This is a genomic window from Neorhizobium sp. BETTINA12A, assembly GCF_023006485.1.
Taxonomy (GTDB): Bacteria; Pseudomonadota; Alphaproteobacteria; order Rhizobiales; family Rhizobiaceae; genus Neorhizobium.
Genome location: NZ_JALBGW010000059.1, coordinates 1 through 26,664, shown reverse-complemented (window position 1 = coordinate 26,664; position 26,664 = coordinate 1). Strand labels below are relative to the sequence as shown.

Genomic DNA, 26,664 nt, shown 5'->3' with positions numbered 1-26,664 from the left:
GAGGCCGGCCTGCCGGACGACCTGATAGCGGCGCTCGCCGAAAATGCCGCCGCCGCGGCGGCCTTCGAAAAGCTCGACAAGACCGGCCAATATGGGGTGGTGCTTCCGCTGTTGAAGGCGACCACGCCGAAGGTTCGGGCCGCGCGGGTGGCGAAGGCGGTGGGGAAGCTGGCAGTAGTAGACAAATAGAGGCGTTTCTACCCAGCTCGCCCCCCTCTGCCCTGCCGGGCATCTCCCCCTCAAGGGGGGAGATCGGCCAGAAGCAAGATCCTACCCGACAAAGAGCCTTGAGTTTGCCGAACTCCACTCCTTGGCCAGTTTTCTGCCGTCGCACAAATCAGAGAGGGACCGCTGAGCCCGCCTCCTTCGATCTCCCCCCTTGAGGGGGAGATGCCCGGCAGGGCAGAGGGGGGTGTCACACGCCACACCCTTCAATATCGTCACGCGGATGACTTACCCGAGGACAAATCGCAGCCTCCTTCCGGCATTTTCAATCACTTGCGCGATTGTTCATCCCCACCCCTCGCCACCATGTCTACAATTCCCCCGCTTCCGTCGCCGGAGTGTTTCGCGAGACGTTCGCGGGCAGGCGGAGGCCGGCGCCCTCATTCGATCCGTAACGTGCGGGGAAGGTGAGGGAGGTGAAAGCCATGTAGGGTGCGCTGAAAGGCAAGCCTTCCTATCAAGCCTCCCCCGGGCAGCCATGTCCGGTTCGGTTGAGCCGTGCAAGTGGCAGGCCTGTCCCGAAAGGATGGGCGCGAATGAAGCCACGCAGCGAGGCGAGATGATCACCTGTAGGGGCCGGAAGCCTCGAAAGAACGCCGAAGGCCACGCGAATGCGGAGCCACCATTCAAAAAATCAATCGAGGTTCCGCATTCGTGTGGGCTCTCCGACAGGACGCAAGGGCATGCCGGTTCGCCGGAACGGGAAGATCAGAACCGAACACGGGAGCCGGAAACGGTCGCGTGGACGAAAGCGCGTGTTCGGAGCGGTTGCAGCAAAGGGCGCGACGGCCCGATGTCCGGGACCGCGTCGGAAGAGAAGGATCAGGGAGAAAGGAACGATGGCGAGAAGCGAAGAAGAGTGCCGCCGCCTCATGGAGGAAGAGGACAGGCAGCCCTATCTGCCCGGGCTGACCTGGGGCGAGTTCAGCGCGTTGCCGCCACGCCGGAAATCCCACGAGCTCCAGAAGTTCACCCAGCATTTCACGACCTATCTCGGCTTCTGGAAAACCTGCGACCTTTCTTCCTGCCGCCGGGCCAAGGCCTGCAGAGGGTTTCTCACAGAAGCGCAATATCGCGCCAATCCGGGTTACCACGACAGCTTCCCGCCCTGTGTCGGCCCTGGCGGTGCCCGTCAGCAGGAGGTGCTGGCGGGTATGAGGCGGCTCGGCGGCGCGGACGACGACGAGCCGAAATACGACGGCCGCCGGAAAACCGGGGAGGAGGACGAATGATCGCCCCGGTGCCGGCCGGTTCCAGGCGCGACCGTCCGTCCGTCACGCCTTGTCGAGCGCGATCGTCAGGTCGGCGATCAGGTCGTCGGGGTGCTCGATTCCGATCGACAGGCGGATGGTCGAATCAAGCACACCTATCCTCTGGCGCACCTCGGCGGGCACGCCGGAATGGGTCATGGTCGCCGGGTGGCTGGCAAGCGATTCCGTGCCCCCGAGGCTCACCGCCAGCTTGAAGATCTGCAGCGCGTTCAAAAACCGGAACGAGGCCGGCTGGCCGCCCCTGATGTCGAAGGAGAAGGTCGAGCCGCCGCCGCTGCATTGCGCCGCAAACACTTGGCCCACCGGCGATGCCGGGTCGTGATAGGGCAGGTAGTGGATGTTCTCGACATTCGGGTGCCCACGCAGGAAATCGGCGACGGCGAGCGCGTTGGTATTGGCCTTTTCCATGCGGATCGACAGCGTTTCGAGGCTGCGGCCGAGCATCCAGCAGGAATGCGGGTCGAGCTGGGTGCCGATCGCCCCGCGCAGCGCCTTCACCTGCTTCATCACCGCCTTGGAGCCGAGAGCGGCGCCGGCGATCAGGTCCGAATGGCCGCCGACATATTTGGTCAGCGAATAGAGCGAGATATCCGCTCCGTGCTCGATCGGCCGCTGGAAGACCGGGCCGAGCAGCGTGTTGTCGCAGGCGATCACCGGGCGGTGCCCCTGTTTTTCGCCGATCGCCTCCGCCACGCTGCGGATCATCGCCACGTCCACCAGGCTGTTGGTGGGGTTCGCCGGCGTCTCGATCAGGATCACCGAAACGCGGCCCTTGCCCATCGCCTCCTTGGCGGCCGCCGTCACCAGCGCCTCGTCGACCCCATCCGCGAAGCCGACTGCTGCGACGCCCATGTTAAGGAAGGTTTTCGAAAGCAGCGTTTCGGTGCCTCCGTAAAGCGGCTGCGAATGCAGCACGCTGTCACCGGGCCTGACGAACGCCATCAGCGTCGTGGCGATCGCCGACATGCCGGAGGAAAACAGCACGCAGCTCTCGGTGCGCTCATAGACCGCCAGCCGGTCCTCGACGATCTCGCTGTTGGGATGGTTGAAGCGCGAATAGACCAGCCCCGCCCCGGTGCCCGCCGGCGGTTCGCGGCGGCCGGAGACGAAGTCGAAGAAGTCGCGGCCCTCCTCGGCGGATTTGAACACGAAGGTGGAGGTGAGGAACACCGGCGGCTTGACCGCGCCCTCGGAAAGCTCCGGGTCGTAGCCGTAGTTCAGCATCTGCGTTTCGGGATGGAGCTTGTGATTGCCGATATGCGTCTTGGAGGGATGCGGGGCGGTCATGGTCGGTCTCCTAGTCTGAAAAAAAGCGGATGCCATGACCGGAGATAATATCGGAAAAACCGCCGCCAAGGGGCGTTATCTGCGAAAGCCGGATTGCTCAGCGCGCTGCGGGCACAGCCGGATGCGCGGCGGCTGCCGCCGGCTCTCCCCAGGCCGAGATCGGCTGTCCGCCCCTGGTCGTCACGCGCATGTCGTAGAGCGCAAGCGAGGCCTCAACCTGGCGCATGTCGGCGCAGCGGTTGATGATGCCGCCGATATATTGCACGCAGTCGCTGACATTGCCTTGTACCGAGCCGGTCGCCCAGTCCTTGACGATGCCGTCGGCGCCGACCAGGAAATAGGAAAGGCGGTTGTTCTGCGACACGGTCGAGCGGCCGACCAGCCCGCCGAAGCTCGAACCGGACTCGGTTTTCGAAGCTGGCGCGATATGCCGGTAGATCGTCATCCCGTTTTTCAGCGGCGTCGCGCCGATCATCGGCCCGAACGTCGCGTCGGAGCCGGAAAGCCGCGCCAGGGTCGACTGGTTGACATTCGCCACTTCCGCATAGGGACGGCCCATCGCATAGCTGGTGAAGGAGCGGTTGGCGGCATTTTCCGCTTTTTCCGCTACCTGCGAGCACCCCGCCAGAGCCAAGCCGAACGCCATCGAAAGAACTGCCAGCAGACGCATAGATGTCCCCCTGTCACATGTCCCGGGCCCAAGATACGACCGGTTCCCGGTCAATGTGCGAATATGCCGGCGCCCCCGCGACCGGTCGTTAGTCATTATCAGATTTTGCATGTTTTGAAAGCGCCGCGGGCGCGGGCGTCGGACCTGCATTCAGCGCCGGAAACCTCTGGTTTCCGGCCTGCAAAGTCCAGATCTGCCGTTGACCCGCGCGCCTGGAGGAGGTTATCACTGCTCGCGTCAATAAAGGGAGGATGCCCGCGAACCTGCCGGGCATCATGATCAGAATGCCACGCCTTTCCGCCTCCACCGAACTTCCCGCAGATGTCGCAGCACCCGGTTACGACAGAGCCCTGCTGAAGCCCGGTATCCTGCATATCGGCCTCGGCGCGTTCCACCGGGCCCATCAGGCGGTCTATACCGACGCCGCATTGACAGCGGAGTTCGGTGACTGGGGGATTGTCGGCGTCAGCTTACGTTCGGTCGATATTGTTCGGGATCTGGCGGCACAGGATGGGTTATATTCGGTCGTCGCCAGCAGCGCTGCCGGAGATAGGGCCCAGGTCGTCGGCTCGATCACCAAGGGCCTTTCCGGCACCGAGGACCAGGCGGAAATTCTGGCGCTGCTGGCTGATCCGGCCATCCGGATCGTCACCATCACCGTCACCGAAAAGGCCTATGGCATCGATCCGGTCGCGGGCGGGCTCGACCGCACCCACCCGTCGGTCAAGGCCGATCTTGCCGATCCGATATCGCCGACCGGCGTGATCGGTTACCTGGTCGAAGGTTTTTCGCGCCGCCACGCCGCCGGTTTGCCGCCCTTCACCGTGCTTTGCTGCGACAACCTGCCGACCAATGGGCGCATCGTCCGCAAACTGGTGATCGAGATGGCGGGTGCCCGCGATCCGGCGCTCGCCAGCTGGATCGCCGGCCATGGCGCGTTTCCGTCCAGCATGGTCGACCGCATCGTGCCGGCCGCGACCGACGTGACCCGTGCCCTTGCGGAAGAGCTGATCGGCGCCGAGGACAGGCTGGCGCTCAGCACCGAGCCCTTCATGCAATGGGTGGTCGAAGACCATTTTCTCGCCGGCCGGCCGAAATGGGAAGCCGGCGGCGCGCTTTTCGTCGATGACGTCGAGCCTTATGAGAAGATGAAGCTGCGGCTGCTCAACGGCTCACATTCGCTGGTCGCCTATCTCGGCCAGCTGAAAGACCTCACCTTCGTCCGCGACGTCATGGCCGTGCCGGAATACCGGGCGCTGGTGCGCCGCCACATGGCGGAGGCGGTGAAGACGCTCGATCCGGTGCCGGGCATCGATCTCGACGGCTATATGGACCAGCTGATCGAGCGCTTCGAGAACCCGACGATCGCCCACAAGACGCAGCAGATCGCCATGGATGGCACCCAGAAACTGCCGCAGCGCATCTTCGCAGGGGCAGTGGAAGCCTTGGCGAATGGTGGAGATGCGTCGTCTGCAGCTTACGTTGTGGCTCTCTGGATCGCCTATGTTCGCAAGACCGCGGAGATCAACGATCCGCGCGCGACCGAGCTGAAGACCGCCGCCGCCGGGATGACGGCGGAGGATCCGTCAGCACCCTTCTTCGCAATTGCGGGCCTGTTCCCCCCGGCTCTCACGGAGAATAGCGCATGGCGTGCGCGGGTGAATGCGGAACTTGAAAAACTCTAGCCTCGAAACGTGTGGTCGGCGATCGATTGCGGTTTCATCTCGATCGAGAAGCCGGGCCGCACCGGTGGCATATAGGCCGCGTTTTCGATGATGCAGGGCTCGACGAAGTGCTCGTGCAGGTGGTCGACATATTCGATCACCCGGCCTTCCTTGGTGCCGGATACGGCTATGTAGTCGATCATCGACAGATGCTGCACATATTCGCACAGGCCGACGCCGCCGGCATGCGGCCAGACGGGAAGACCGTATTTCGCGGCGACCAGCAGCACCGCCAGCACCTCGTTCAGACCGCCCATGCGGCATGAATCGATCTGCACGATATCGATCGCGCCTTCGGCGATGAATTGCTTGAACATGATGCGGTTCTGGCACATTTCGCCGGTCGCGACCTTTACGGGACCGATCGCCTCCCGGATTTTTCGGTGGCCGGCAATGTCGTCCGGGCTTGTCGGCTCCTCGATGAAGAAGGGCTTTGCAAAGGCAAGTTTGTTGACCCACTCGATCGCCTGGCCGACTTCCCAGACCTGGTTGGCATCGATCATCAGGTAGCGGTCGGGACCGATCACCTCGCGGGCGATGGTCAGGCGCCTGATATCGTCTTCAAGATCGCGCCCGACCTTCATTTTCACATGGTTGAAACCTGCATCGACGGCTTCATGACACAGCCGGCGCAGCTTCTCTTCCGGATAACCGAGCCAGCCGGCTGACGTCGTGTAGCAGGCATAACCCTCACGCTTCAGCACCTCGATGCGCTCAGCCTTGCCCGCTTCGGCGCGTTTCAGGATCGCCAGCGCATCCTCGCGCGACAGCACGTCGGTCAGGTAACGGTAATCGACGATATCGGCGATCTCTTCCGCCGACATCTCCGCAACCAGCTGCCAGACCGGCTTGCCCTTCTGCTTGGCGAGCAGATCCCAGAAGGCGTTGACGACCGCGCCGGTGGCGAGGTGGATGGCGCCCTTGTCCGGCCCGATCCAGCGCAGCTGGCTGTCGCTGGTCAGATGCCGCCAGAACTTTCCCGGCGCCTTGGCGAAGGTTTCGAGTTCCTGTCCGACCACCAGATGCCGCATCGCCTTGATCGCCATGCAGCAGATGTCGTTGCCCCGCCCGATCGTGAAGGTCAGGCCGTGGCCGGCAAGATCTCCGCTATCGGTATCGAGGATGACATAGGCCGCCGAATAATCCGGGTCCGGGTTCATCGCGTCGGAGCCGTCAAGGCTCTGCGATGTGGGGAAACGAAGATCGAAGACGCGGAGATCGGTGATGCGGGTCATGGTTCTCTCGTATTGCCTCAGATGGTCCAGCCGCCGTCGATGGCGTAAGCTTGGCCTGACGTATAGGTGGCGCCGGCGAGATAGAGGGCGAGCTCGGCGATTTCTTCCGGGGTGCCGAGCCGGCCCATCGGCTGGCGGGCGATGAAGGCGGCGCGGGCCTCGTCGTAATTGCCCTGGGCCCGCATGCGGTCCTGCAGCGAGGGGCTTTCGACGGTGCCGGGGCAGATGGCGTTGCAGCGGATGCCATCGGTTACGTAATCGGCGGCGACGGATTTTGTGAGCCCGATCACGGCCGCCTTGGTGACGCCATAGGCGAAGCGGTTCGGCACGCCCTTGATGCTGGAAGCGACGGACGACATGTTGATGATCGCGCCATCCTTCTTCGCCAGCATGCCGGGCAGCACGGCCCGGATGGTGCGGATCATCGCCCTGACGTTGAGGTCGAGGGCGAAGTCGAAATCGCTGTCCTTCATATCGAGGATCGAACCCCCATGGACGAAGCCGGCACAGTTGAAGAGGATGTCGACCGTGCCGATGCGCTCGACACAGGCGACGATCGCCGCGTTGTCGAGCACGTCGAGCCTTGCCGTCTTCAGATTGTCGAGTTTCGGCAGCGCGGCCAGCAGGCTTTCGTTGATATCGGTCGCATGGACCGTCGCGCCGGCTTCTGCAAAGGCGAGCGCCGCTGCCCGGCCGATGCCCTGGCCTGCGGCGGTCACGAATGCGGTTTTTCCATCAAGTCTGATCGTCATGTCTTATCCTCGAATTATCCGGCCGGCCGTCAGTCTGATTGAGGAAATCCTCAATCCAGATGAAAGACCTCTTCCATCATCGCCCACCACTCACCTTGCTTGCGGCTATCGAGCGGCTTTTGGCAAGGGATGGTCAGCGACCACCATTCCTGATTCTTAGGGTCGGCGGCTATTTTCGCCATGTCGGCTTCGAAATCGCTGCCATGATATTCCCAGGTTCCGAACAGCAGGTTTTCCGGCTCGCGCAGGAAGATCGTGTAGTTCCTGATGTTGGCACGGCTGATGAGGGCGAGCACTTCCGGCCAGACGGCGGCGTGCAGGCGCTTGTATTCCGCGATCATCTGCGGCTCGATGCCGATCACCATGCCCATTCTCTGCATCATCGCCTCCTTCAGACTTCCACCAGCGCCTTGACGACGCCGGCCGCCGGATCCGTCAGTCCTGCAAAACGTTCCGGTACTTCCGACAGCATCATTCTATGAGTGATCAGGGCTGCGGGGATCTTGTCCTCGCGCATGACCTGCATCACCCGCTCGAAATCCACGGCCGTCGCATTGCGGCTGCCGAGCAGCGTCGTCTCGCGCTTGTGGAACTCCGGATCGGAGAAAGTAATGTCGCTCGAAACGATCGAGACCAGTACATAGGTGCCGCCATGGGCGACGAAACCGAAGCCGCGTTCGATCGCTTTCGGATTGCCGGTCGCATCGAAAACGGTGTCGAAGAAGTCGCCACCGGTCAGCGCCGAAAGCTGCGCGTGATCGTCCGGACCAAGTTGAACCGTGGAGGCGAGCCCAAGCTGCTGGCGGGCGAAATCCAGCCTGTCCGCACGGCCGTCGAGAAGCGTCACCGTTCCCCCCTCGAGTGTCGCGAAGATTGCGACCGCCAGTCCGATCGGACCGGCGCCGGTGACCAAAACGCTCTGTCCTGGCTCGATCCTGGCGCGGGCGACCGCATGGGCGCCGATCGCCAGGAACTCCACCATCGCCGCCTGATCGAGCGAGAGGCCCTCGGCCTTCAACACGAATTCTTCCGGCAGGCTCAGATATTCGGTCATGCCGCCGTCGCGATGGACGCCGAGCACGCCGAGGTTACGGCAGCAATTGGTCCGGCCCTTGAGGCAGGCATGGCAGTGGCCGCAGGAGATGTAGGGCATGATCGAGACGGCATCGCCGGCCTCGAGCAGGCTACCGGCAGGCGCTTCTTCGACCGTGCCGGCGAGTTCATGGCCCATGACGCGCGGATAGGAGAGATAAGGCTGGTTGCCGGTGAAGATATGCAGGTCGGTACCGCAGACGCCGATGCGCCGCAGCTTCACCAGCACCTCACCGTCACCGCGAAGAGGCTTGGGACGGTCGATGGCGCTGAGCTTTCCCGGTGCATCGCAGATGATCGTCAACATAATTTACGCTCCGAGCCGATAGAAACGCTGGGCATTGCCGCCGAAGACCTCGCCATGAGCGCCGGCGGGCGCGATATCGAGGCATTGATCCAGCCAGGCCTGGTAATCTCCGGCAAGTCTCAGCACCGGCCAATCACTGCCCCAGATGACCCGCGCGGGGCCGAACAGGTCGAATATGGTTTCGGCATAAGGCCGCACCGCCTGGGGTTTCTGGTCGCCGGCCTCGGTCAGCAGGCCGGAAAGCTTGCAATGAACGTTCGGCAGTTCGGCGAGCACTTTCATGCGTGCATACCAGTCGATGAAACGGCCCTCCGAAATCGGCGGTTTGGCACCGTGGTCGATGACGATCGGCAGATCCGGGTGTCGCCGGGCGAAACCAAGCAGCGGTTCGAGATGGCGCGGCAGCACAAGTGCATCGAAGACCAGATGGTGTTCGACCATCGCTACCACGGCTGCATCGAGCGCAGGATCGCCGATCCAGTGGTCGTCGGCGATATCCTGCAGCATCGGCCGCAGCCCTTTGAGCTTCGGATGCCGGGCCAGCCGGGCAATGGCTGACGGCGCGCCGGGCGCCTTCATATCGGTCCAGCCGACCACGCCGAGGATGAAGGGCGTTCTGTCGGCGACATCGAGCAGGAACGCGGTGTCCGCCTCGCTCTCCATGGTCTGCACCAGCACCGTGCCGTCGACGCCGGCCGCATCGAGAAGCGGGCGCATATCGTCGGGCAGGAAGTCCCGGTAAATTGCCTGAAGCTCGGCCGGCGGCCATTGACCCACCCGGTCGGCAATCCGCCAGAAATGCTGATGCGCGTCGATACGCATGGTTCAACCCCCCTGACCGGGCAGCGGAGCGCCGTCGGCGATCAGCCCGCGGGCTTTCAGGCGTGACCAGAAGGAGGCCGGGATTTCTTCTCCGAACCAGTCGACATTCGACTTGATCTGTTCGGCGGTGCGTGCGCCGGAGACGACCGTCACCACGGCCGGATGGGCGAGGGGAAATTGCAATGCCGCCGCCTGCAGGCTGACGCCCTCTTCCTCGCAGGCCGCGCGCAACACGTCGACGCGGGCGAGAATATCAGCCGGCGCGTCGGTATAATTGAATTTGCGGTTGCCGGCGAGCAGGCCGGAATTGAACGGCCCGGCCACCACGATGCCGACGCCTTGGCTGGCGCAGTCGTCCATGAACGAGAGGCTCTGCTGTTCGAGCAGCGTATAACGACCGGCGAGCATGGCGACGTCGATATCGAAGACCTGCATCGCGTCGCGGATGATCTCCCATTCGTTGACGCCGAGACCGACCGCCTTGGTAAGCCCTTCCTCGCGCAGCTTCTTCAGCGCGCGAAATCCGCCGCCGGCGGTCAGCTGGTACCAGTAGTGCTGATGCCGGTCGCCATGGGTCATGCTGCCGATATCGTGGATGTAGAGGATATCGGGTTTGAGGATGCCGAGCCGCTGCTGGCTTGCCTCGAAGGACCACATGATGCCGTCATAGCTGTAGTCGAAGACCGGCCGGAAGGGCAGCGGCTCGACATACCCATCTTCCTGCGAGCCGACCGTCTCGTCCGGCTGCATGAGCCGGCCGACCTTGGTGCTGAGCACGAAGTCGTCGCGAGGCAGGTCCGTCAGCATGGTGCCCAGCCGCCGTTCCGAGCGCGTGTACCCGTAGAAGGGCGCCGTATCGTAATAGCGGATGCCCGCCTCCCAGGCGGCTCCAAAGGTGCCTGCCGCTTCTTCGTAAGAGGTCTTGTGGTAGAGGCTGCCCATCTGAGCACAACCGAGCCCCATCTGGGTCAGTTCGACGGAGGCGTGGGGCAGCTTGCGGCGCTCAGTGACATTCATGAGATCGTCCGAAATCCTTTGGGAATAGGATCACGGACGCGCATCATTCGCGATGCGCGCCCGCTGGGGGTAAGGTTAGTAGAGTACGTTCTTGGCTTCCGGCTTGTCGATATTGTCCTTGGTGACGACGACGACACCGGTATCGACGAACTTTTCGACCTTCTCCTTGTTGATCGACTGGAGCACGGTCTTGACGCCGAGTTCGCCCATCTGGAACGAACCCTGCACCGCGATGGCGGTAAGCGTGCCGTCCTTGACGAACTCTTGCAGGTCCTGGTTTCCGTCAAACCCGATCGCGACCACCTTGCCGGCCTTGCCGGACTGTTTCAGCGCGCGGCCCATGCCGATTGCCGTCGGCTCGTTGGCGCCGAAAATGCCCTTGAGGTCGGAATTGGCGGCAAGCACGTCGGTCGTCTGGTTGAGCGCGGTCGCCATCTGGGACTGCGAGTAGAACGGCCCCACGATCGTCAGCTTCGAGTTCGCCTTGATGTAGTCGGTAAATCCGCCGACGCGGCCGATTTCCGAACCGGCACCCGCGACGTAGGACATCACGGCGATCTTGCCTTCCTTGCCGACCTTGTCGATCAGCGCTTTCGCGGCCAGCTCGCCGGCCTTCTTGTTATCGGTGGCGAGGAACGACTGGTAATACTGCTCGGATCCCTTGGCGAGCAGCGAGTCGACGATGACGACCGGGATGCGGGCTTCCCAGGCCTTCTTGACGGCCGGAACCAGTGCGTCCGGATCGGACGGCGCCAGCACGATGCCGGAAACCTTGCGGTTGACGGCGTTCTCGACCATGTTGACCTGGTCGGCGATCGCGGATTCCGCAGCCGGTCCCTGGAAAGTCATGGTGTTGCTGCCCCCGCCGGCCTTCATGGCGGCATCGGCGCCTTTCTGGACATTCTGCCAGAAGGTGGAATTGACGGTCTTCACGATAACGGCGATTTCGCCAGCCTGGGCCGAGAACGCGGTCAGTGCGATCACGGATGTCAGCAGTGCGGCAGCAAGCTTTTTCATGTCTTCCTCCTCTTTTCGTTGGCCTGGAACGGCCGGTTTTTTAGAGAGCTCCTCACTCCCTCGAAGTCTCGCGGGTAAAGGTCCGCGTGCCCTTATCTCAGCGGCGGTTGCGCAGCTGGTCGATCCAGACGGTGACCAGGATGACGAGGCCGATGATGATCTGCTGCGTGAAGGCGGAGACGCCGTTCATGTTGAGGCCGTTGCGAAGGATGCCGATCACGAAGGCGCCGATCGCGGTTCCGGAAATGGTGCCGACGCCACCGATCAGCGACGTGCCGCCGATGACGGCGCTGGCGATCGCATCCAGTTCGTACATCACGCCCTCGTTCGGCTGGGCGGTGACGAGGCGCGACATCAGCACGCAGCCGGTCAGGCCGGCGAGCGTGCCGGACAGAACATAGGTGAAGCTGACGATGCGGGTGACGTTGACGCCGGAAAGCCGCGCCGCATCGGCGTTCGAGCCCACCGCGTAGATATGCCGGCCGAGCACGGAGCGGTTGAGCATGTAGGAAACGGCGATCGCGATCGCGATCATCAGGATGACCGGGTAGGGGATGCCGGGGAAAACGATGGTCGGGAAACCGTCGGTGCCGATGGTGACGACCCGGAAGAGCGAGCCGTTGCCGAGCTCGCCGAAGGATTCGCCAAGCCCCGAGACGGCCCGCGCCCCGGTGATCTGCAGCGCCACGCCGCGGGCGATCATCATCATGCCGAGCGTGGCGATGAACGGCGGCAGCTTCATCTTGGTGACGAGAATGGCGTTAATCAAACCGCAGGCCGAGCCCGTGAGAATGCCGCAGATCATGCCGAGCCAGACAGGCGTTCCGAGATCCTTGACCACCAGCGCCGCGACCACCCCGGAAAGCGCCAGGACCGAGCCGACCGACAGGTCGATGCCGCCGGTGATGATGACGCAGGTGGCGCCGATGCCAAGAAAGGCGATCGAGGTCACCTGCAGCGCCACCGTCATGCCGTTGTCGATGGTGAAGAAGGCGTTGCTGGTCGCCGAAAAGACGCCGATCAGCACGAACAGGCTGCCGAGCGCGGCGAATTTCTGGATGATATCCTTCTGGCGGTCGCTGAACGTGCCGCTCTTCTGTTTCGCAACTTCGATAATTTCAGCCATGTTATGCCCTCATCCTGCCGACCGAGCGTAGCCGGAGGCGTATCGCATGATCTCTTCCTGGTCGGTTTTCGCAGTCTCCAGCACGCCGGTGATGCGGCCCTGGTGGAAGACGGCGACGCGGTCGGTCATGCCGAGAATTTCCGGAAGCTCGGAACTGATCAGCACGACGCCGATGCCGTTTGCCGCAAGCTCGTCCATGATCCGGTAGATCGCCAGCTTGGCGCCCACGTCGATACCCCGGGTCGGTTCGTCGAAGAACAGGATCTTCGACTTCCGGAACAGCCACTTGCCGATGATGATCTTCTGCTGGTTGCCGCCCGAAAGCAGCCGCACCGGCTGCTTGATCGAGGGCGTCCGGATGTTCAGGAGATCGATATATTCTTTCGTCGCCCGCGCATGTTTGGCAAAGTCGATCAGCCCGAAACGGTTCGAGACCGCTTCCATGTTGGCGAGCGTCATGTTGGCATCGACCGGCATCTTGACCGCCAGCCCCTGCGCCTTCCGGTCCTCGGACAGATAGGCGATGCCGGCCGCGATCGCGTCGCGCGGCGAGGTGATGGTGAGCGTATGGCCATGCAGGGTGACCGTGCCGGTATCGAGCGGATCGGCGCCGAAGACGGCGCGCGCCACTTCGGTGCGTCCGGCGCCCATCAGCCCGGCAAAGCCGAGGATCTCGCCGCGGCGCAGCGTGAAGGAAATGTCGCGGAAGACGCCGGTGCGCGAAAGGCCTTGCGCCGAGAAGATGACCTCGTCGCTCGGAACCGACGTCCGCTCCGGAAACTTCTCCTCCAGCGACCGGCCGACCATTTTCGAGACGATCGCATCGATGCTGGTAGCGGCAAAATCGTCGGTGGAGATGTAGCGGCCGTCGCGCAAGACGGTGACGCGGTCGACGATCTCGGACATTTCGTCGAGCCTGTGCGAGATATAGACGATGCCGACGCCCGACGCCTTGAGGTCGCGGATGACCTTGAACAGCAGCCGCGTCTCCTGCTCGGTCAGCGACGAGGTCGGTTCGTCCATGATCAGCACTTCGGCGTCCAGAGACAGCGCCTTGGCGATCTCGACCATCTGGCACTGGGCAACGGACAGGCCCCGCACCGGACGATCCGGATTGATGTCGACCCCCAGCCGGTCGAGGCAGCGCTTGGCATCGGCCCGCAGCTTCTTGCGGTCGACGAGAAAGCTTCCTCCGAGGAAACCACGGCGCGGCTCGCGGGCCAGATAGATGTTTTCCGCCACCGTCAGGTGCGGCACCAGGTTGAGTTCCTGGTGGATGATGGCGATGCCGGCGGCTTCGGATTCCCGCGTCGAGGAGAAATGCCGTTCCTCGCCCTTGTAGGTGATCGTGCCTGAACTCGGCTGGTAGACGCCGCTGACGATCTTCATCAGCGTCGATTTGCCGGCGCCGTTTTCGCCGCAGACGGCATGAACTTCACCGCGGCGGAGGTCGAAATGGACGTTGGCAAGCGCTTTGACACCCGGAAAGTCCTTGCTGATATTATCGAGGCGGAGCAGAGGCTGGTTCGTCGAGGCCGACGCGGCACGGCCCGGCGACATGGCGGCGCCATGCATAGTCTGCCCAAGCTCGGCCGGACGATTTTCCAAATTTGCCTCCCCGGGCTGTTCGGGCCCATTCGCCGGCGGCTCCTCCCTCCGGCGTTGATAATGGGTAAACCCGAGCACGGAAGTGGTCAAGCCAATTTTTCAAAACCCAGCCACAGACCCGTGACGGCAAAAAGAACAAGAGGCAAAAGCGATTAAAGTCATTAAAAATCAACGACAGAAATTTCATTGTTGCTCTCCGCATACCTCCTGATATGGTAAGGCCACATTGTCAGGACGATGAAATTCATGAACGGACCCATCAAGACGGCAGAACCGCGGCGGCTGTATCAGCAGATTGCCGACCAGATCCGGGTGCTGATCCAGGGCGGCCAGTTTCCGGCCGGCGCACGCCTGCCGGCCGAGCGGGAGCTTGCCCAGCAGCTTGGTGTTTCGCGCCCGTCCTTGCGTGAAGCGCTGATTGCGCTCGAAATCGACGGAAGCGTCGAAATCCGAATGGGGTCGGGTATCTACGTGACGGCCGAGCCGGACCGTCGGCCATGGCAAAGCGGCTCGATGGGCGAAAGCCCGCTCGAACTGATGCAGGCAAGAGCTGCCGTCGAAGGCGCGGTCATTCTGCTGACGTCGGCACGGATCACGCAAGAGACATTGCGATCGCTGCGCCAGACGCTCGACCAGATGCGCACCGAGATCGCCGAAGGGCGCAAGGCACTCGACCTTGACCGGCTTTTCCACCTGACCATCGCCAGCCAGTCGGGCAATTCAGTGCTGGCGCATATCGTGGGAGACCTGTTCGACGAGCGCCACAGCCCGATGTCGGCCCAGATCCGGGCTCGATTCGAATCGCCGGAAACCTGGGGGCTTGCGCTGAGCGAGCACGAGGCGATCTATGCGGCGCTGGAGGCGCGCAATCCGCTTCTCGCCCAGGCGATGATGCATGCACATCTGGAGGAATCGAAACAACGCTGGATGAATCACGAGACACGGTGATATTCCTGCGGCTGTTTCGGGAGGAAACAAAAAATGGACTTTGCGGCTTCACCCATCATCATCTTGAACCCGATCGACGATGTCGGCGTCGCGCGGCGGTCGATGCAGGCCGGCGCCCCGACCGGTTTCGGCGATCTTGCGGCCCGCGAGCTGATCGGCCGTGGCCACAAGGTGGCGATCAGGGCGATATCGAACGGCGGCGAGGTGAAAAAATACGGCCAGGTGATCGGCGTCGCAACGCAGGACATCGCCCCCGGCAGCCATGTGCACCTGCATAACCTCGCCATGCTGCCCTCGGAGCACGAGCACCAGTTCAGCGTCGATATCGAAGAAAAGGGCATGCTGCCGGAAGCCGAGCGGCGCACCTTCATGGGTTATGACCGCGGCCTCGGCGGCGCCGGCACCCGCAACTATATCGGCGTCATCTCGTCGGTAAACTGTTCCGCCACCGTATCGCGCTACATCGCCGACTATTTCAACCGTCTGGGCGGGTTGGACGGTTTCGACAATATCGACGGCGTCGTGGCGCTCACCCATGGCGGCGGCTGCGCGCTCAACAACAAGTCGGAAGGTTACCGGCTGCTGATCCGCACCATCCAGGGATATGCACGGCATCCGAACTTCGGCGGCATCCTGATGATCGGCCTCGGCTGCGAAACCAACCAGATCGCCCCGATCCTCGAACATTACCGCATGGAAGAGGGCGAACGGCTGCGGACGATGAACATCCAGCAGCACGGCGGCACCCGCAAGACCATCGATGCGGCAATTGCGATCATCAAGGAAATGCTGCCCGGCGTGAATGCCGCGACGCGCACGCCGCAACCTCTGTCGAAACTGAAACTGGCCCTCGAATGCGGCGGTTCGGACGGTTATTCCGGGATTTCCGCCAACCCGGCGCTAGGTTACGCCTCAGACCTGATCGTCCGCAACGGCGGCACAACGGTGCTGTCGGAAACGCCGGAGATCTACGGCGCCGAACATCTGCTCACCCGCCGCGCGGTCACGCCGGACGTGGCCCAGAAACTTCTGGAGCGGATCGACTGGTGGCGGGACTATACCGCCCGCAACGGCGACGAGTTGAACAACAACCCTTCCCACGGCAACAAGCTCGGTGGCCTAACCACCATCCTCGAAAAATCGCTCGGCGCCGTCGCCAAGGGCGGTTCGATGCCGTTGAAGGCGGTCTACGAGTTCGCCGAGACGGTCACGGAGCCGGGTTTCGTGTTCATGGATACGCCGGGCTACGATCCGGTCGCGGTGACCGGCCAAGTGGCGGGCGGCTGCAACGTCATCTGTTTCACCACCGGCCGCGGTTCGGTTTCGGGCTTCAAACCGTCGCCCTGCATCAAGATCGCCACCAATTCCGAAATGTACGAGCACATGAAGGAAGACATGGACTTGAACTGCGGCGGCATCGTCACCGGAGAGGAGACGATCGAACAGGCGGGATTGCGGATTTTCGAGGATGTGATCGCGGTAGCCTCGGGCAAAAAGACGCTCAGCGAGATCTACGACTACGGCGACAACGAATTCGTGCCGTGGCAGGTCGGGGCGGTGACGTAAAAAGCAGTCTACGGGGGGTATCGCGGGAAAGCGGCTACTCGCCCCGTTCTCCGTCATCCTCGGGCTCGACCCGAGGATCCATGGGCTGGCGGTGCGGATGCTGGATCCTCGGCTCAAGGCCGAGGATGACGTCGAGTGGGTTGCAAGGTTCCTATACGCAAAACAAGGGCAGCGGCCTGAGCCGCTGCCCTTGTTTTGCGTTGACCTTATGGCGCCTTACCGAATGATCATCTGCTGCGGTGCGCCGGGTTTTGCCGGCTGCTGCACCTTGACCGGCGCCGGTTCCGCCGTTCCGAACAGCTTGTCGCGTTCGCGCCAGAGGGCCGGCAGCGACAGCAGCGCGATCGAGACCAGCGCAATCGCCGTCTTGGTGAACTCGTTGAGCTCCGGCGTCCGGCCGTCGAAATAATAGACGAAATAGACGATCGCGACGTGCCACACGTAGACATAGAGCGAGTGGCGGCCGAGGAGCTGCAGGTACTTGATCGAGAACACCCAGGTGACCGCACCGGCAATGCGGCGCACCCATTCGTCCCTGTGCTTCGGGCCGGCGACGATCAGCCAGGTAACGAGCATGGCGACGGCCGCAAAGTTCAGAAGATAGACCGGACCGAAATCGGCGCGGATTTCCATCGAGGCGAACTTGCCGATCATGTGCGGCGGCATCAGCTCATGCGCGGTGATCAGACGCAGCGGCAGGAAGAAGAGAACCATCAGCAGCGCCACCTTCGGGATGAACGTATTGTCTGGCGACAGGATGTTGCTCCACTTGATCTTGCCGGCCGAGGTCAGCGCGCCGAGCACGAGGCCCGAATAGAACACGACCTGCCAGCCGAGCAGGTTGAACGACACGCGGATGCCCTGGTCGTCCGCACCCATGACCAGATCGTTGAGCGGCGTCGTGGCGATCTGCTGCAGGCCGAGCTGGGCCGTCATCCACAGGATCACCGAACCGGCCACCACATAATGCCACTTGTCCTCCAGCACGAGCTTCACCAGCATCGGCGCGAAGAGCATGTAGACGATATACTGGGGCAGGATATCCATGAAGGTCGGCTGGTAGAGGAAGGTCGCGATCGCAGCGAGGCGCAGCGGGTCGTCGAAGGTCGTGTAACCCAGCCAGTTGAACCAGATCGAATAGGCGCCCGGCAAAAGCATCTGCGCGACCAGCACAACCAGCACGATGCCCATCGCATAACGATAAAGCTCGAATGCGCGGTTGTAGATGGCCGTGCGGCCGGCCGCATAACCGTTCTTCAGCATCTTCTTGGCATAGACCATGCCGATCAGCAGGCCGGACAGGAAAACGAAGCCCTGGGCGTCTTCAACGAAGGCGAGCTGATTGTGGTTGATCTTCACCAGAAGATAGCCGCCAGCAAAGATCAGATGGTTGAGAACCATGAAAACGAGGAAATATCCTCGCATACCATCAATAATATCAAAGCGTTTCATCGGTCGCGGTCTCCGTCTTTGCCGGTGCCGATGGGGCTTTCGCCTTTCGGTCCGTAAGGCCTCTGCGGGCCAGGATGTACGCGGCTAAACGCGGCAAAAAGCCGGACAGTTCCAGCCCTATTTGGGCGTTTAGACCTTATCTACCGTAAACTGTCCGTGATGACTCCGCGATGAACGCCGGGTTGGGTGAGGTTCACACTATTCAGCAGCGACGCGTTTGAGGCCTGCAACCTGCGTGAGGTACGCCCGCATGGCCGCCGGCTTTACCGGCTTGTGCTGCACGCCGATGTCGTGACGCTCCGCCTCGGCACGGACCTCGGGCGTGCGATCGGCGGTGATGATCAGCGCGGGGATATCCGCCTGATATCTGGCGCGCAGTTTCAGGACAGCCTCGATGCCGTTGCCGTCGTCGAGATGGTAATCGGCGATGATGATTTCCGGCGGCGGTTCGTGGCGGTCGACGATGTCGTCGAGAGCGGCGAGCGAGTCCGCCTGGCCGACGGTGCAGCCCCAGCCGGTGATCAGCAGCGCCATGCCCTCGAGGATCCGCGGTTCGTTGTCGATGCAGAGAACCCGGAGCCCGTTCAGCGGCTGCGAGCGCTTGCGGCGCTCCAATTGGTCAGCGGCCTGGACTGCCTGCGATGCGGTCAGGTCCATCGGCACCTGGACCCGGAAGGCGGTGCCTCGCCCGGGCGTCGAGGCGAGTTGGACCGGATGGTTGAGCACTCGCGAGATGCGGTCGACGATCGACAGGCCAAGACCGAGGCCGGCCGCGGTCTTCGCACCCTCGTCCAGCCGGGCAAATTCCTTGAACACGGTGCGGAATTTCGAGGGCGGGATGCCGATACCGGAATCGAGCACCTCGATCACCACCTGGTCGCCCCGCCGGCGCGCGCCGATCAGCACCTTGCCGTCGATCGTGTATTTGATCGCGTTGGAGACGAGGTTCTGCACCAGCCGGCGCAGCAGGTTGGCATCGGACCGCACCTTCAGCGATGTCGGCATGACCACGAATTCCAGGTCCTTCTCACGGGCCATCGGCGCGTAGTCGGTCTCGATGCGTTTCAGAAGGTCGTCGAGCGGCACCGAGGTGAAACGCGGCTTCATGGCGCCTGTATCGAGCCTGGAGATATCGAGAACCGCACCAAGGATCGCCTCGACGGATTCCAGCGCGGAATCGATATTGCGCACCAGCGAACCGTTGTTGTCAGACGATCCAAGCCGCTCGACCAGCGCCGAGGAATAAAGCCGGGCGGCGTTGAGCGGCTGCAGGATGTCGTGGCCGGCGGCTGCGAAGAACCGGGTCTTGCCGATATTGGCCTCGTCGGCGGATGCCTGGGCCTCGGCAAGCTCCTTATTGACGCGGGTGAGCTCGGCGGTGCGTTCGCCGACCCGCTGTTCGAGCGTCTCGTTTGCCTGCTTCAGCGCCTGGTCTGCCGCGACACGATCGGAAATGTCGGTAAAGGTCGCGACGATGCCCTTGTCGGGCATGGCGTTGGAGCGAACCTCGATGATCCGCTCGCCGCCGTTCAGCACCAGCGAGAAGGGGGCGTCGAGCGTCTGGAACTTACGGATCACCTCCGCCTGCTCGACGGCCGCGAGATCGCCGCGTTCCGAAAGGATGGCAACCATGTCGGCCAGCGGAAAGCCGACCTGGCCGACCTGTTCCGGCAGGTCCAGCAGATTGCGGAAACGCCGGTTCCAGATGGTCAGGCGTTCGGAACTGTCGAACACGGCAATGCCCTGGTCCATCTGCGAAAGCGCCGTCTGCAGCATGTCCTGGTTATATTGCAGCGCCTCGCTTGCCTGGTCGAGCAGCCAGGCGGTGTCGGAATTGGTGTCCTCCGCCTTCTGCAGGATCAGCGACAGCACCAGCCGGGCGGAGGACGAGCCGATCGCGCTGCCCAGCAGCTGCTCGGAGAAATGGATCATCGCCATGTCGGCAGGCTGGTCGTCGCTGAACTTGCGGCCGGCGGTCTTCTCGTAATTGGAGAAGGACCGCCGCATCCGTTCTTCGCCGAGATACCGGGCGATTGCCGTCTTCAGGTCGCCGACGCCGACGCGGGTCTTCCAGCCGCGGGTGGCGAATTGCGAGCGCAGATGGCGTTTCACGAAAATCCCAGCCTGGATCCGCTCGACCGGCCGCGGATTGCGCGACAGCGAGCCGAGCACGAAGGCAAGCGTATTGAGCGTCAGGCTGAAGATCGTCGCGTTGACCAGCGGGTCCGTCTGCGGCCCGGAGAAGATGCCGGTGCCGGGGAACAGGAAATTGAGGACGGCGGTCGCCACATGGGAATTGTCAGGTCCGCCAAGGCTTGGCACGAACAGCAGATAGGCCCAGGCAAGGAAACCGAAGGACATGCCCAGGATCGCCCCGCGGGCGTTGGCACGGCGCCAGACGAGGCCGCCGAGGAGGGCAGGAGCCACCTGCGCGATCGCCGCGAACGCCAGCAGTCCGATGGAGGCAAGGCCGGACTGGCTGTCGGCCATGCGGTAATAGGCATAACCGAGGATCAGAACGCCGAAGATCGCAACCCGGCGGATGTTCAGCAGCGTGCGGGTAAAATCGGAGCGCTGGCCGGAGCGTGCCGCCATCAGCCGTTGTCTGAGGAAGATCGGGATGATGATGTCGTTCGACACCATGATCGAAAGCGCCACGGATTCCATGATGACCATGGCGGTGGCTGCGGAAAAGCCGCCGATGAAGGCGATCAGCGAAACGACCTTCAGCTCGCCGGCGAGCGGCAGCGTCAGCACGTAAAGGTCGGCGTCGCCGGTGCCGCCGAAGGTGATCAGCCCGGCCATGGCCACCGGCAGCACGAAGATGTTGATGGCGATGAGGTAAAGCGGCAGGAGCGCGCTCGCCACCTTGCGCTCCTTTGTCGTGCGGTTCTCGACCACTGTCACATGGAACTGCCGCGGCAGCATGATGATCGCAAACGCCGACAGCGCGATCAGGATAAGCCACCGGCTGATCGGCGTCTCGTAGGCGAGCGCCGAACCGACCAGCATGTTTTCCGATGCCTTGGCAAGCAGGTCGGACGGGCCGTCAAACAGGATGAAGAACACCGAAAAGCCGACCGTCGCAAAGGCGAACAGCTTGACCACCGATTCCATGGCGACGGCCAGGATCAGCCCGTCCTGGTGTTCCGTCGCATCCGTGTGGCGGGTGCCGAAGATGACGGCGAAACAGGCCATCATCAGCGTGACAATCAGCGCCAGGTCGATGAAATAGAGGTTGCCGCTGCCGATGCCGTAGTCCGACGGATTGACCATGGCGGCGACCGAGCTCGACACCGCTTTCAGCTGCAGCGCGATATAGGGCACGGCACCGACCAGGGCGATGATCGCGACGATCATCGCGACGGTGGAATTCTTGCCGTAGCGGGCGGCGATGAAATCGGCGACCGATGTCAGCTTCTCGGCCTTGGCAAGCTCGACGATCCGCCGGATGATCGGCATCCCGAGTGTGAAGGCGAGGATCGGGCCGATATAGATGCCGGTGAACTCCAGCCCCTTCTGCGAGGCGAGCCCGACGCCGCCAAAATAGGTCCAGGAGGTGCAGTAGATCGCAAGGCTCAGCGCATAGACGATCGGCCGGCCGTTCTTCGGCACGCCGAAGACACGGCTTCGCCGGTCGCCGTAACTCGCCACCGCAAACAGCAGCAGGATATAGGCGAAAGCCGAAACGAAAATGACCCAGCCAGGAAGCATTGCTCCTCCGCAAAGAGCTTCATGGCTCAAACATTAGGGGAAAAGCATGCGCTTGGAAATCAGGGGGCCTCTCGGCAAAAAGTCCAATAGACGATCGTATTTAAGCCTGCGGCGGGCGCCGTCTTTTCACATCCGCAGAAAGCGCTATGTTGCGTTTTACCGAAACTGAAAAGCCATGGGGGATATTGGCGATGTCAATGATCAGCGAATTCCGTTCTTTTATTGCCAAGGGCAATGTCGTCGATCTTGCGGTCGGTATCATCATCGGCGCGGCTTTCACGGGCATCGTAAAATCGTTGGTCGATGACATCGTGATGCCAATCGTCGGCGCGATCACCGGTGGCGGCTTCGATTTCTCGAATTACTTTCTGCCGCTCTCGAGCGCGGTCACAGCGTCGTCACTCGCCGCTGCCCGAGAACAGGGTGCGGTCTTTGCCTATGGCAACTTCATCACCGTTCTCATCAATTTCGTGATCCTGGCGTTCATCATCTTCCTGATGGTGAAGGCCGTGAACAAGATGCGCCTGGCCGACGAGAAGAAGTCGGCCGACGAGACGCCGGCTCCGCCACCGGCAGATATCCAGCTGCTGACCGAAATCCGCGACCTGCTGAAGGCAAAGTGATCTTTTGATCACGCCCGTCGAATTCATCAGCGGAATCGATCCCTGCGTCACGGATTATCATGGGATTCCGAGGCTTTCCTGCGCTAAAGAAGTGGGAAGCAGCCCCGAGGGAATTCCATGTCGATCATCTCCAGTCTCAGCCCCCGCGCCGTCGCGGCGCCCGAAAGCGGCATTGTCGAGGTCCTGAATTACGCCCGCGGGCGAGAGGGATTGATCCCGCTCTGGGCCGGTGAAGGCGATCTGCCGAGCCCGGATTTCATCAACCGCGCCGCAACCGAGGCGCTGCTCGGCGGCGAGACCTTCTATACCTGGCAACGCGGCATCCCCGAGTTGCGCCAGGCGCTGTCGGATTATTACGCGCGGCATTTTTCCGTCTCGCTGCCGGTCGAGCATTTCTATGTCACCGGTTCCGGCATGCATGCGATCATGCTGGCGGTGCAGGCCGTGACCTCGCCGGGCGACGAGATGATCTATCTGTCGCCAACCTGGCCGAACATCATCTCGGCGATCGAGATCTCCGGCGCCCATTCGGTCGGCCTGCCGCTCGATTTCGTCGGCGGCCGCTGGTCGCTCGATCTCGCCAAGCTGGAGGCGAAGATCACACCGAAGACCAAAGGCCTGTTCATCAACACGCCCGCCAACCCGACCGGCTGGACGGCGACGCTCGAAGACCTGAAGAACATCCTGGCGCTCGCCCGCAAGCACGGTATCTGGATCGTCGCCGACGAGATCTATGCCCGTTATTATTATGGAGGCGCCGCAAGGGCTCCGTCCTTCCTCGACATCATGGAGGAAGGCGACCGGATCATCTTCGCCAATTCATTCTCCAAGAACTGGTCGATGACCGGCTGGCGGGTCGGCTGGATCGTCGCTCCCCCGGAAATGGGACAGGTTATCGAAAACCTGGTGCAGTATTCGAATTCCGGCGTGGCGCAGTTCCTGCAGCGCGGTGCCGTCGTGGCGCTCAACCAGGGCGACGAGTTCGTGAATGCGAATATCGCCCGGGCGACCGCAGCGCGCGACATCCTCTGCGACGCGCTGATCGCGACCAACCGGGTCGAAACCTTGAAACCCGACGGCGCGCTTTACGCTTTCGTCAAGGTGGACGGCATTACCGACAGCCGCAGTGCGGCGCTCGATATCGTCGACAAGATCGGCGTGGCGCTGGCGCCCGGCTCGGCATTCGGCAAGGGCGGCGAGCTTTTCCTGCGCGCCTGTTTCCTGCGCGATCCGAAACAGATCGAAGAGGCCGCCGGCCGCCTCTCCGATTACATCAAGCGGCTCTGATCCGATCCGGCACGCAAACGCTAAAATTCGAGCGATTTGCTCAAGTGCCTGTTTGCCTTGACCCGAGATAAACCCGGCGCAACCCTCGTCGGGTAAGCATTGTTGAAGACTGCCCGTGTTTTCGTCCTGCCAACGATAAGAAAGCAGGGAAGTATAGACATGGCAGTTCTGGTGACAGGCGGCGCGGGTTACATCGGCAGCCACATGATCTGGGCTTTGCTCGATGCGGGTGAGGAAGTCGTCGTCCTCGACAGGCTTTCGACCGGTTTTCGCTGGGCCGTGCCGGCCGAGGCGCGGTTTTATCTGGGCGACGTCGGTGATCGCGCCATTCTCTCGCAGGTCTTTGCCGAAAACGACATCGACGCGATCCTGCATTTCGCCGGCTCGATCGTCGTGCCGCAATCGGTCGCCCATCCTTTGGATTATTACGAAAACAACACCGGCAATACCCGGTTGCTCGCTGCGGCCGCGATCGAAGCAGGCATTCGCCATTTTGTCTTCTCGTCGACTGCAGCGGTTTATGGCGACCAGAAGGACGACACGCCCGTCTTCGAAAGCGCCGACCTGCACCCGAAGAACCCCTATGGCCAGTCGAAACTGATGTCGGAAATGATGCTGCGCGATGCCGCCGCGGCCTATGATTTCCGTTTCGTGGCGCTGCGGTATTTCAATGTCGCCGGCGCCGATCCGCTCGGCCGCACCGGCCTGTCGACGGAAGGCGCCACCCATCTGATCAAGATCGCCTGCGAGGCCGAACTCGGCAAGCGCCGTGGCGTCGATGTCTACGGGACAGATTATTCGACGGCTGACGGCACCGGCATCCGCGACTACATCCATGTCACCGACCTCGTGAACGCGCATCTGAAAGCGTTGAGCTACCTGCGCCGTGGCGGCGAACCGTTGATTGCCAATTGCGGTTACGGCCGCGGCTATTCGGTCCTGGAGGTCCTGGACGCGGTGATGCGCGTCGGTGGCCGCAAGTTCGAAATCCGCTATGGACCCCGCCGGCCCGGCGACGCGGCAAGCGTGGTCGCCAATTCGACGCTGGCGCGCCGGTTGCTCGACTGGAAGCCGCGCCACGACGATCTGGATTTTATCGTCGAGACCGCGATCACCTGGGAGAAAGGCCTCGCCTCGCGCAAGGCCGAAGATCTCAAGTCGCTGCAGAGCAGGTTGGCCTCGGCACGATTCTAGGGTTCCGGATCGGAACAGTTTTTATGGAACATCCTCGGTTGTCTGGGGTTTGAACTACGCGGGCAAATCGAATCCGCCGGTTCTGCCGGTATTTCAACGGAGGAAATTCCCATGACTTTCAAGCTGATTACCGTCTCGATCCTTTCTCTCGGCCTCGCGGCCGGTGGCGCTCTTGCCCAGACCAGCGGCAAGGGAAATGCAAGCTCCACCGGGACGTCGGCCAGCGATAGCAGCGACGGCCAGAAGAAAATCGACCCGAGCGCCACCAACAGCACCACACGCGGCGCCATGGGCAACGCTGCAGGCACCAAGGACACGCGGACCAACTGCGCTCCGAACCTGCAGACCAGGGGCTCGGCCACCACGCCTGACACGACGGGCACCGCATCGGTTCCTTCGGGCCAGGCCGGCACCAACACCAACGGTCAGGCTACGGACTGCTGACGCAGATGCATTTTAGCGAAGAAAGGCCGGCATCGTCCGGCCTTTTTTGCGTCCGGAGATTCCGTCGCATGGCGTTTTTAAGCGTTTGCCGATAAAGAGGGACCTTCTCAAACATCGGTATCCATGATGCGACGCGCTTTGCTTTCCACCATCTTCCTGCTGCTGCCTCTGACGGCGGGCGCCCAGAATTTGCCTGCAAAGCAGCCCTCAAGCCCGCCTGTCACACAGCATGCCGCCGGCACGCCCAAACTGGTCGAGCCGCATCTGCATGTCAGCCGTTCCGGCAATGTCAGCCGCCCCCGGGTGGCGCTGACCTTCGATGCCTGCATGGGGCAGGCCGACGAACGCATCCTTTCGACGCTTGTCCGGGAGCGCATTCCCGCGACCATTTTCGTCACCGCCCGCTGGCTGAAAAGGAACCCGCAGGCGGTCGCGGTCTTTCTAAACAACCTCGATCTGTTTGAACTGGAGAACCACGGCCAGAACCATGTACCGGCGGTCGATGCTCCGGTCCTGATCTACGGCATCGCCGCGGCCGGATCACCGGAAGCCGTTCGCCAGGAAGTGGCAGGTGGCGCCGATGCGATGCTGGCGGCGGGCATCGCCGCACCGCGCTGGTTTCGGGGCTCAACGGCTAAATACGATCCTTCGGCGATCCGCCAGATCCGCGACATGGGATACCGGGTCGCCGGTTATTCGCTGAATGGCGACGGCGGCTCGCTGCTCGGTGCCGGCGTCACCGAAAAACGCATCGCTGCCGCCAAGGACGGCGACGTCGTCCTCGCGCATATCAACCAGCCGACCCATGCAGCCGGCGAGGGCGTCGCCCGCGCTCTCCTGGCCCTGAAAGGCCGGGGCGTCGAATTCGTGCGTCTTTCCGATGTCGATGGCATCGGCGACGACGACACGACGCAGTGAGCCGGCAGTCTTCCCAACCATTTTCTCTTTGAACGCAGATCGGGGAGAGACGGGATCCCGCCTCTCCCCGATCTTGTTTCGGCAGAAGGGTCGTATTTACCGGACGACCTGCACGACCGTGCGGGTCCGCGGGTCGACGATGATGCGCTGTTTGTTCACGACCGCGTAGGCATATTTCGGGCTGTCGGGAACCGGGGTCAGCACGACGCTTGAAGGAAGCGGCTTGCCGACGACGATCTTTTCCTTGACGACGACCGGCGATGCCGGGGCAGGGGCCTGTTCGACATAGGTGACGACACGTTGCGGCGGCGGGTCGATGACGGTACCGACAGCTGCGCCGGCGACCCCGCCGACGGCGGCACCCG

At 62.6% G+C, this 26,664-nt stretch carries 24 protein-coding genes; 10 read left to right on the top strand and 14 right to left on the bottom strand.

From position 1 onward, the window contains the following. A partial coding sequence (locus MOV61_RS15915) for a YdeI/OmpD-associated family protein (protein ID WP_247137275.1) occupies positions 1–189 on the top strand: 189 nt, incomplete at its 5' end. 875 nt (positions 190–1,064) lie between these two features. Continuing rightward, positions 1,065–1,457, top strand: a complete 393-nt coding sequence (locus MOV61_RS15910) for a hypothetical protein (protein WP_247137274.1) — start codon at positions 1,065–1,067, stop codon at positions 1,455–1,457. A 42-nt stretch (positions 1,458–1,499) separates the two neighbouring features. On the opposite strand, the gene MOV61_RS15905 is transcribed toward MOV61_RS15910, so the two are convergent. Both MOV61_RS15905 and MOV61_RS15900 read right to left on the bottom strand, forming a co-directional pair. Next, complete coding sequence (locus MOV61_RS15905; RefSeq protein WP_247137273.1) at positions 1,500–2,783, bottom strand: cystathionine gamma-synthase family protein; 1,284 nt, start codon at positions 2,781–2,783, stop codon at positions 1,500–1,502. 97 nt (positions 2,784–2,880) lie between these two features. Then, on the bottom strand, positions 2,881–3,453 hold the full coding sequence (locus MOV61_RS15900; RefSeq protein ID WP_247137272.1) for a hypothetical protein: 573 nt from the start codon (positions 3,451–3,453) through the stop codon (positions 2,881–2,883). 284 nt (positions 3,454–3,737) lie between these two features. On the opposite strand from MOV61_RS15900, the gene MOV61_RS15895 reads away from it, so the two are divergent. After that, a complete protein-coding gene (locus MOV61_RS15895) occupies positions 3,738–5,138 on the top strand; it encodes a mannitol dehydrogenase family protein (RefSeq protein WP_247137279.1) in 1,401 nt (466 codons plus the stop codon). On the opposite strand, the gene MOV61_RS15890 is transcribed toward MOV61_RS15895, so the two are convergent. The 9 genes from MOV61_RS15890 to MOV61_RS15850 all read right to left on the bottom strand — a co-directional run bounded on the left by MOV61_RS15890 (position 5,135) and on the right by MOV61_RS15850 (position 14,120). Then, positions 5,135–6,412: an L-fuconate dehydratase gene (locus tag MOV61_RS15890; protein WP_247137271.1), complete on the bottom strand. Its 1,278-nt coding sequence runs from the start codon at positions 6,410–6,412 to the stop codon at positions 5,135–5,137. The genes MOV61_RS15895 and MOV61_RS15890 overlap by 4 nt on opposite strands. A 17-nt stretch (positions 6,413–6,429) precedes the next feature. Continuing rightward, positions 6,430–7,164 carry an SDR family oxidoreductase gene (locus MOV61_RS15885; RefSeq protein WP_247137270.1) on the bottom strand — a complete coding sequence of 245 codons (735 nt, stop codon included), beginning with the start codon at positions 7,162–7,164 and terminating at the stop codon, positions 6,430–6,432. Positions 7,165–7,214: 50 nt separating this feature from the next. After that, positions 7,215–7,544 (bottom strand): L-rhamnose mutarotase, encoded by a 330-nt coding sequence (locus MOV61_RS15880; RefSeq protein ID WP_247137278.1) that lies wholly within the window; start codon positions 7,542–7,544, stop codon positions 7,215–7,217. Positions 7,545–7,555: 11 nt separating this feature from the next. Then, entirely contained in the window at positions 7,556–8,563 is a 1,008-nt protein-coding gene (locus tag MOV61_RS15875) for a zinc-binding alcohol dehydrogenase family protein (protein WP_247137269.1), read from the bottom strand. Between the two features lie 3 nt (positions 8,564–8,566). Then, a complete protein-coding gene (locus MOV61_RS15870; RefSeq protein ID WP_247137268.1) occupies positions 8,567–9,385 on the bottom strand; it encodes an amidohydrolase in 819 nt (272 codons plus the stop codon). Between the two features lie 3 nt (positions 9,386–9,388). Beyond that, positions 9,389–10,402 carry an aldo/keto reductase gene (locus tag MOV61_RS15865; RefSeq protein ID WP_247037383.1) on the bottom strand — a complete coding sequence of 338 codons (1,014 nt, stop codon included), beginning with the start codon at positions 10,400–10,402 and terminating at the stop codon, positions 9,389–9,391. 75 nt (positions 10,403–10,477) lie between these two features. After that, a complete protein-coding gene (locus MOV61_RS15860; protein WP_040124508.1) occupies positions 10,478–11,419 on the bottom strand; it encodes an ABC transporter substrate-binding protein in 942 nt (313 codons plus the stop codon). 97 nt (positions 11,420–11,516) lie between these two features. After that, positions 11,517–12,545 (bottom strand): ABC transporter permease, encoded by a 1,029-nt coding sequence (locus tag MOV61_RS15855; RefSeq protein ID WP_247137267.1) that lies wholly within the window; start codon positions 12,543–12,545, stop codon positions 11,517–11,519. Between the two features lie 9 nt (positions 12,546–12,554). After that, complete coding sequence (locus MOV61_RS15850) at positions 12,555–14,120, bottom strand: sugar ABC transporter ATP-binding protein (RefSeq protein WP_408962387.1); 1,566 nt, start codon at positions 14,118–14,120, stop codon at positions 12,555–12,557. 279 nt (positions 14,121–14,399) lie between these two features. Between MOV61_RS15850 and MOV61_RS15845 the strand changes: the two genes are divergently transcribed. Together MOV61_RS15845 and MOV61_RS15840 are read left to right on the top strand one after the other, a co-directional pair. Continuing rightward, positions 14,400–15,101, top strand: a complete 702-nt coding sequence (locus tag MOV61_RS15845; RefSeq protein WP_247137266.1) for a FadR/GntR family transcriptional regulator — start codon at positions 14,400–14,402, stop codon at positions 15,099–15,101. 33 nt (positions 15,102–15,134) lie between these two features. After that, positions 15,135–16,667 (top strand): UxaA family hydrolase, encoded by a 1,533-nt coding sequence (locus MOV61_RS15840; protein WP_247137265.1) that lies wholly within the window; start codon positions 15,135–15,137, stop codon positions 16,665–16,667. A 216-nt stretch (positions 16,668–16,883) separates the two neighbouring features. Here the strand turns inward: MOV61_RS15840 and MOV61_RS15835 are convergent, their stop codons facing one another. Then, positions 16,884–18,119: an OpgC family protein gene (locus tag MOV61_RS15835; protein ID WP_247037410.1), complete on the bottom strand. Its 1,236-nt coding sequence runs from the start codon at positions 18,117–18,119 to the stop codon at positions 16,884–16,886. Positions 18,120–18,317: 198 nt separating this feature from the next. Further along, positions 18,318–21,833 (bottom strand): PAS domain-containing hybrid sensor histidine kinase/response regulator, encoded by a 3,516-nt coding sequence (locus MOV61_RS15830; RefSeq protein WP_247137264.1) that lies wholly within the window; start codon positions 21,831–21,833, stop codon positions 18,318–18,320. A gap of 197 nt (positions 21,834–22,030) precedes the next feature. Between MOV61_RS15830 and mscL the strand changes: the two genes are divergently transcribed. The 5 genes from mscL (at position 22,031) to MOV61_RS15805 (ending at position 26,299) form a co-directional block, all read left to right on the top strand. Continuing rightward, a complete protein-coding gene (mscL, locus tag MOV61_RS15825; RefSeq protein WP_040125733.1) occupies positions 22,031–22,456 on the top strand; it encodes a large conductance mechanosensitive channel protein MscL in 426 nt (141 codons plus the stop codon). Between the two features lie 117 nt (positions 22,457–22,573). Continuing rightward, complete coding sequence (locus MOV61_RS15820) at positions 22,574–23,743, top strand: pyridoxal phosphate-dependent aminotransferase (RefSeq protein WP_247137263.1); 1,170 nt, start codon at positions 22,574–22,576, stop codon at positions 23,741–23,743. A 159-nt stretch (positions 23,744–23,902) separates the two neighbouring features. Next, on the top strand, positions 23,903–24,937 hold the full coding sequence (gene galE, locus MOV61_RS15815; RefSeq protein WP_247137262.1) for a UDP-glucose 4-epimerase GalE: 1,035 nt from the start codon (positions 23,903–23,905) through the stop codon (positions 24,935–24,937). A 111-nt stretch (positions 24,938–25,048) separates the two neighbouring features. Beyond that, positions 25,049–25,381 (top strand): hypothetical protein, encoded by a 333-nt coding sequence (locus tag MOV61_RS15810; RefSeq protein ID WP_247137261.1) that lies wholly within the window; start codon positions 25,049–25,051, stop codon positions 25,379–25,381. Between the two features lie 126 nt (positions 25,382–25,507). Further along, the gene (locus MOV61_RS15805; protein ID WP_247137276.1) at positions 25,508–26,299 is read left to right on the top strand and encodes a polysaccharide deacetylase family protein; all 792 of its coding nucleotides are present in this window, start codon (positions 25,508–25,510) and stop codon (positions 26,297–26,299) included. Between the two features lie 96 nt (positions 26,300–26,395). Here the strand turns inward: MOV61_RS15805 and MOV61_RS15800 are convergent. Beyond that, the coding region (locus MOV61_RS15800; RefSeq protein WP_247137260.1) for a DUF1236 domain-containing protein at positions 26,396–26,664 on the bottom strand (269 nt) is incomplete at its 5' end.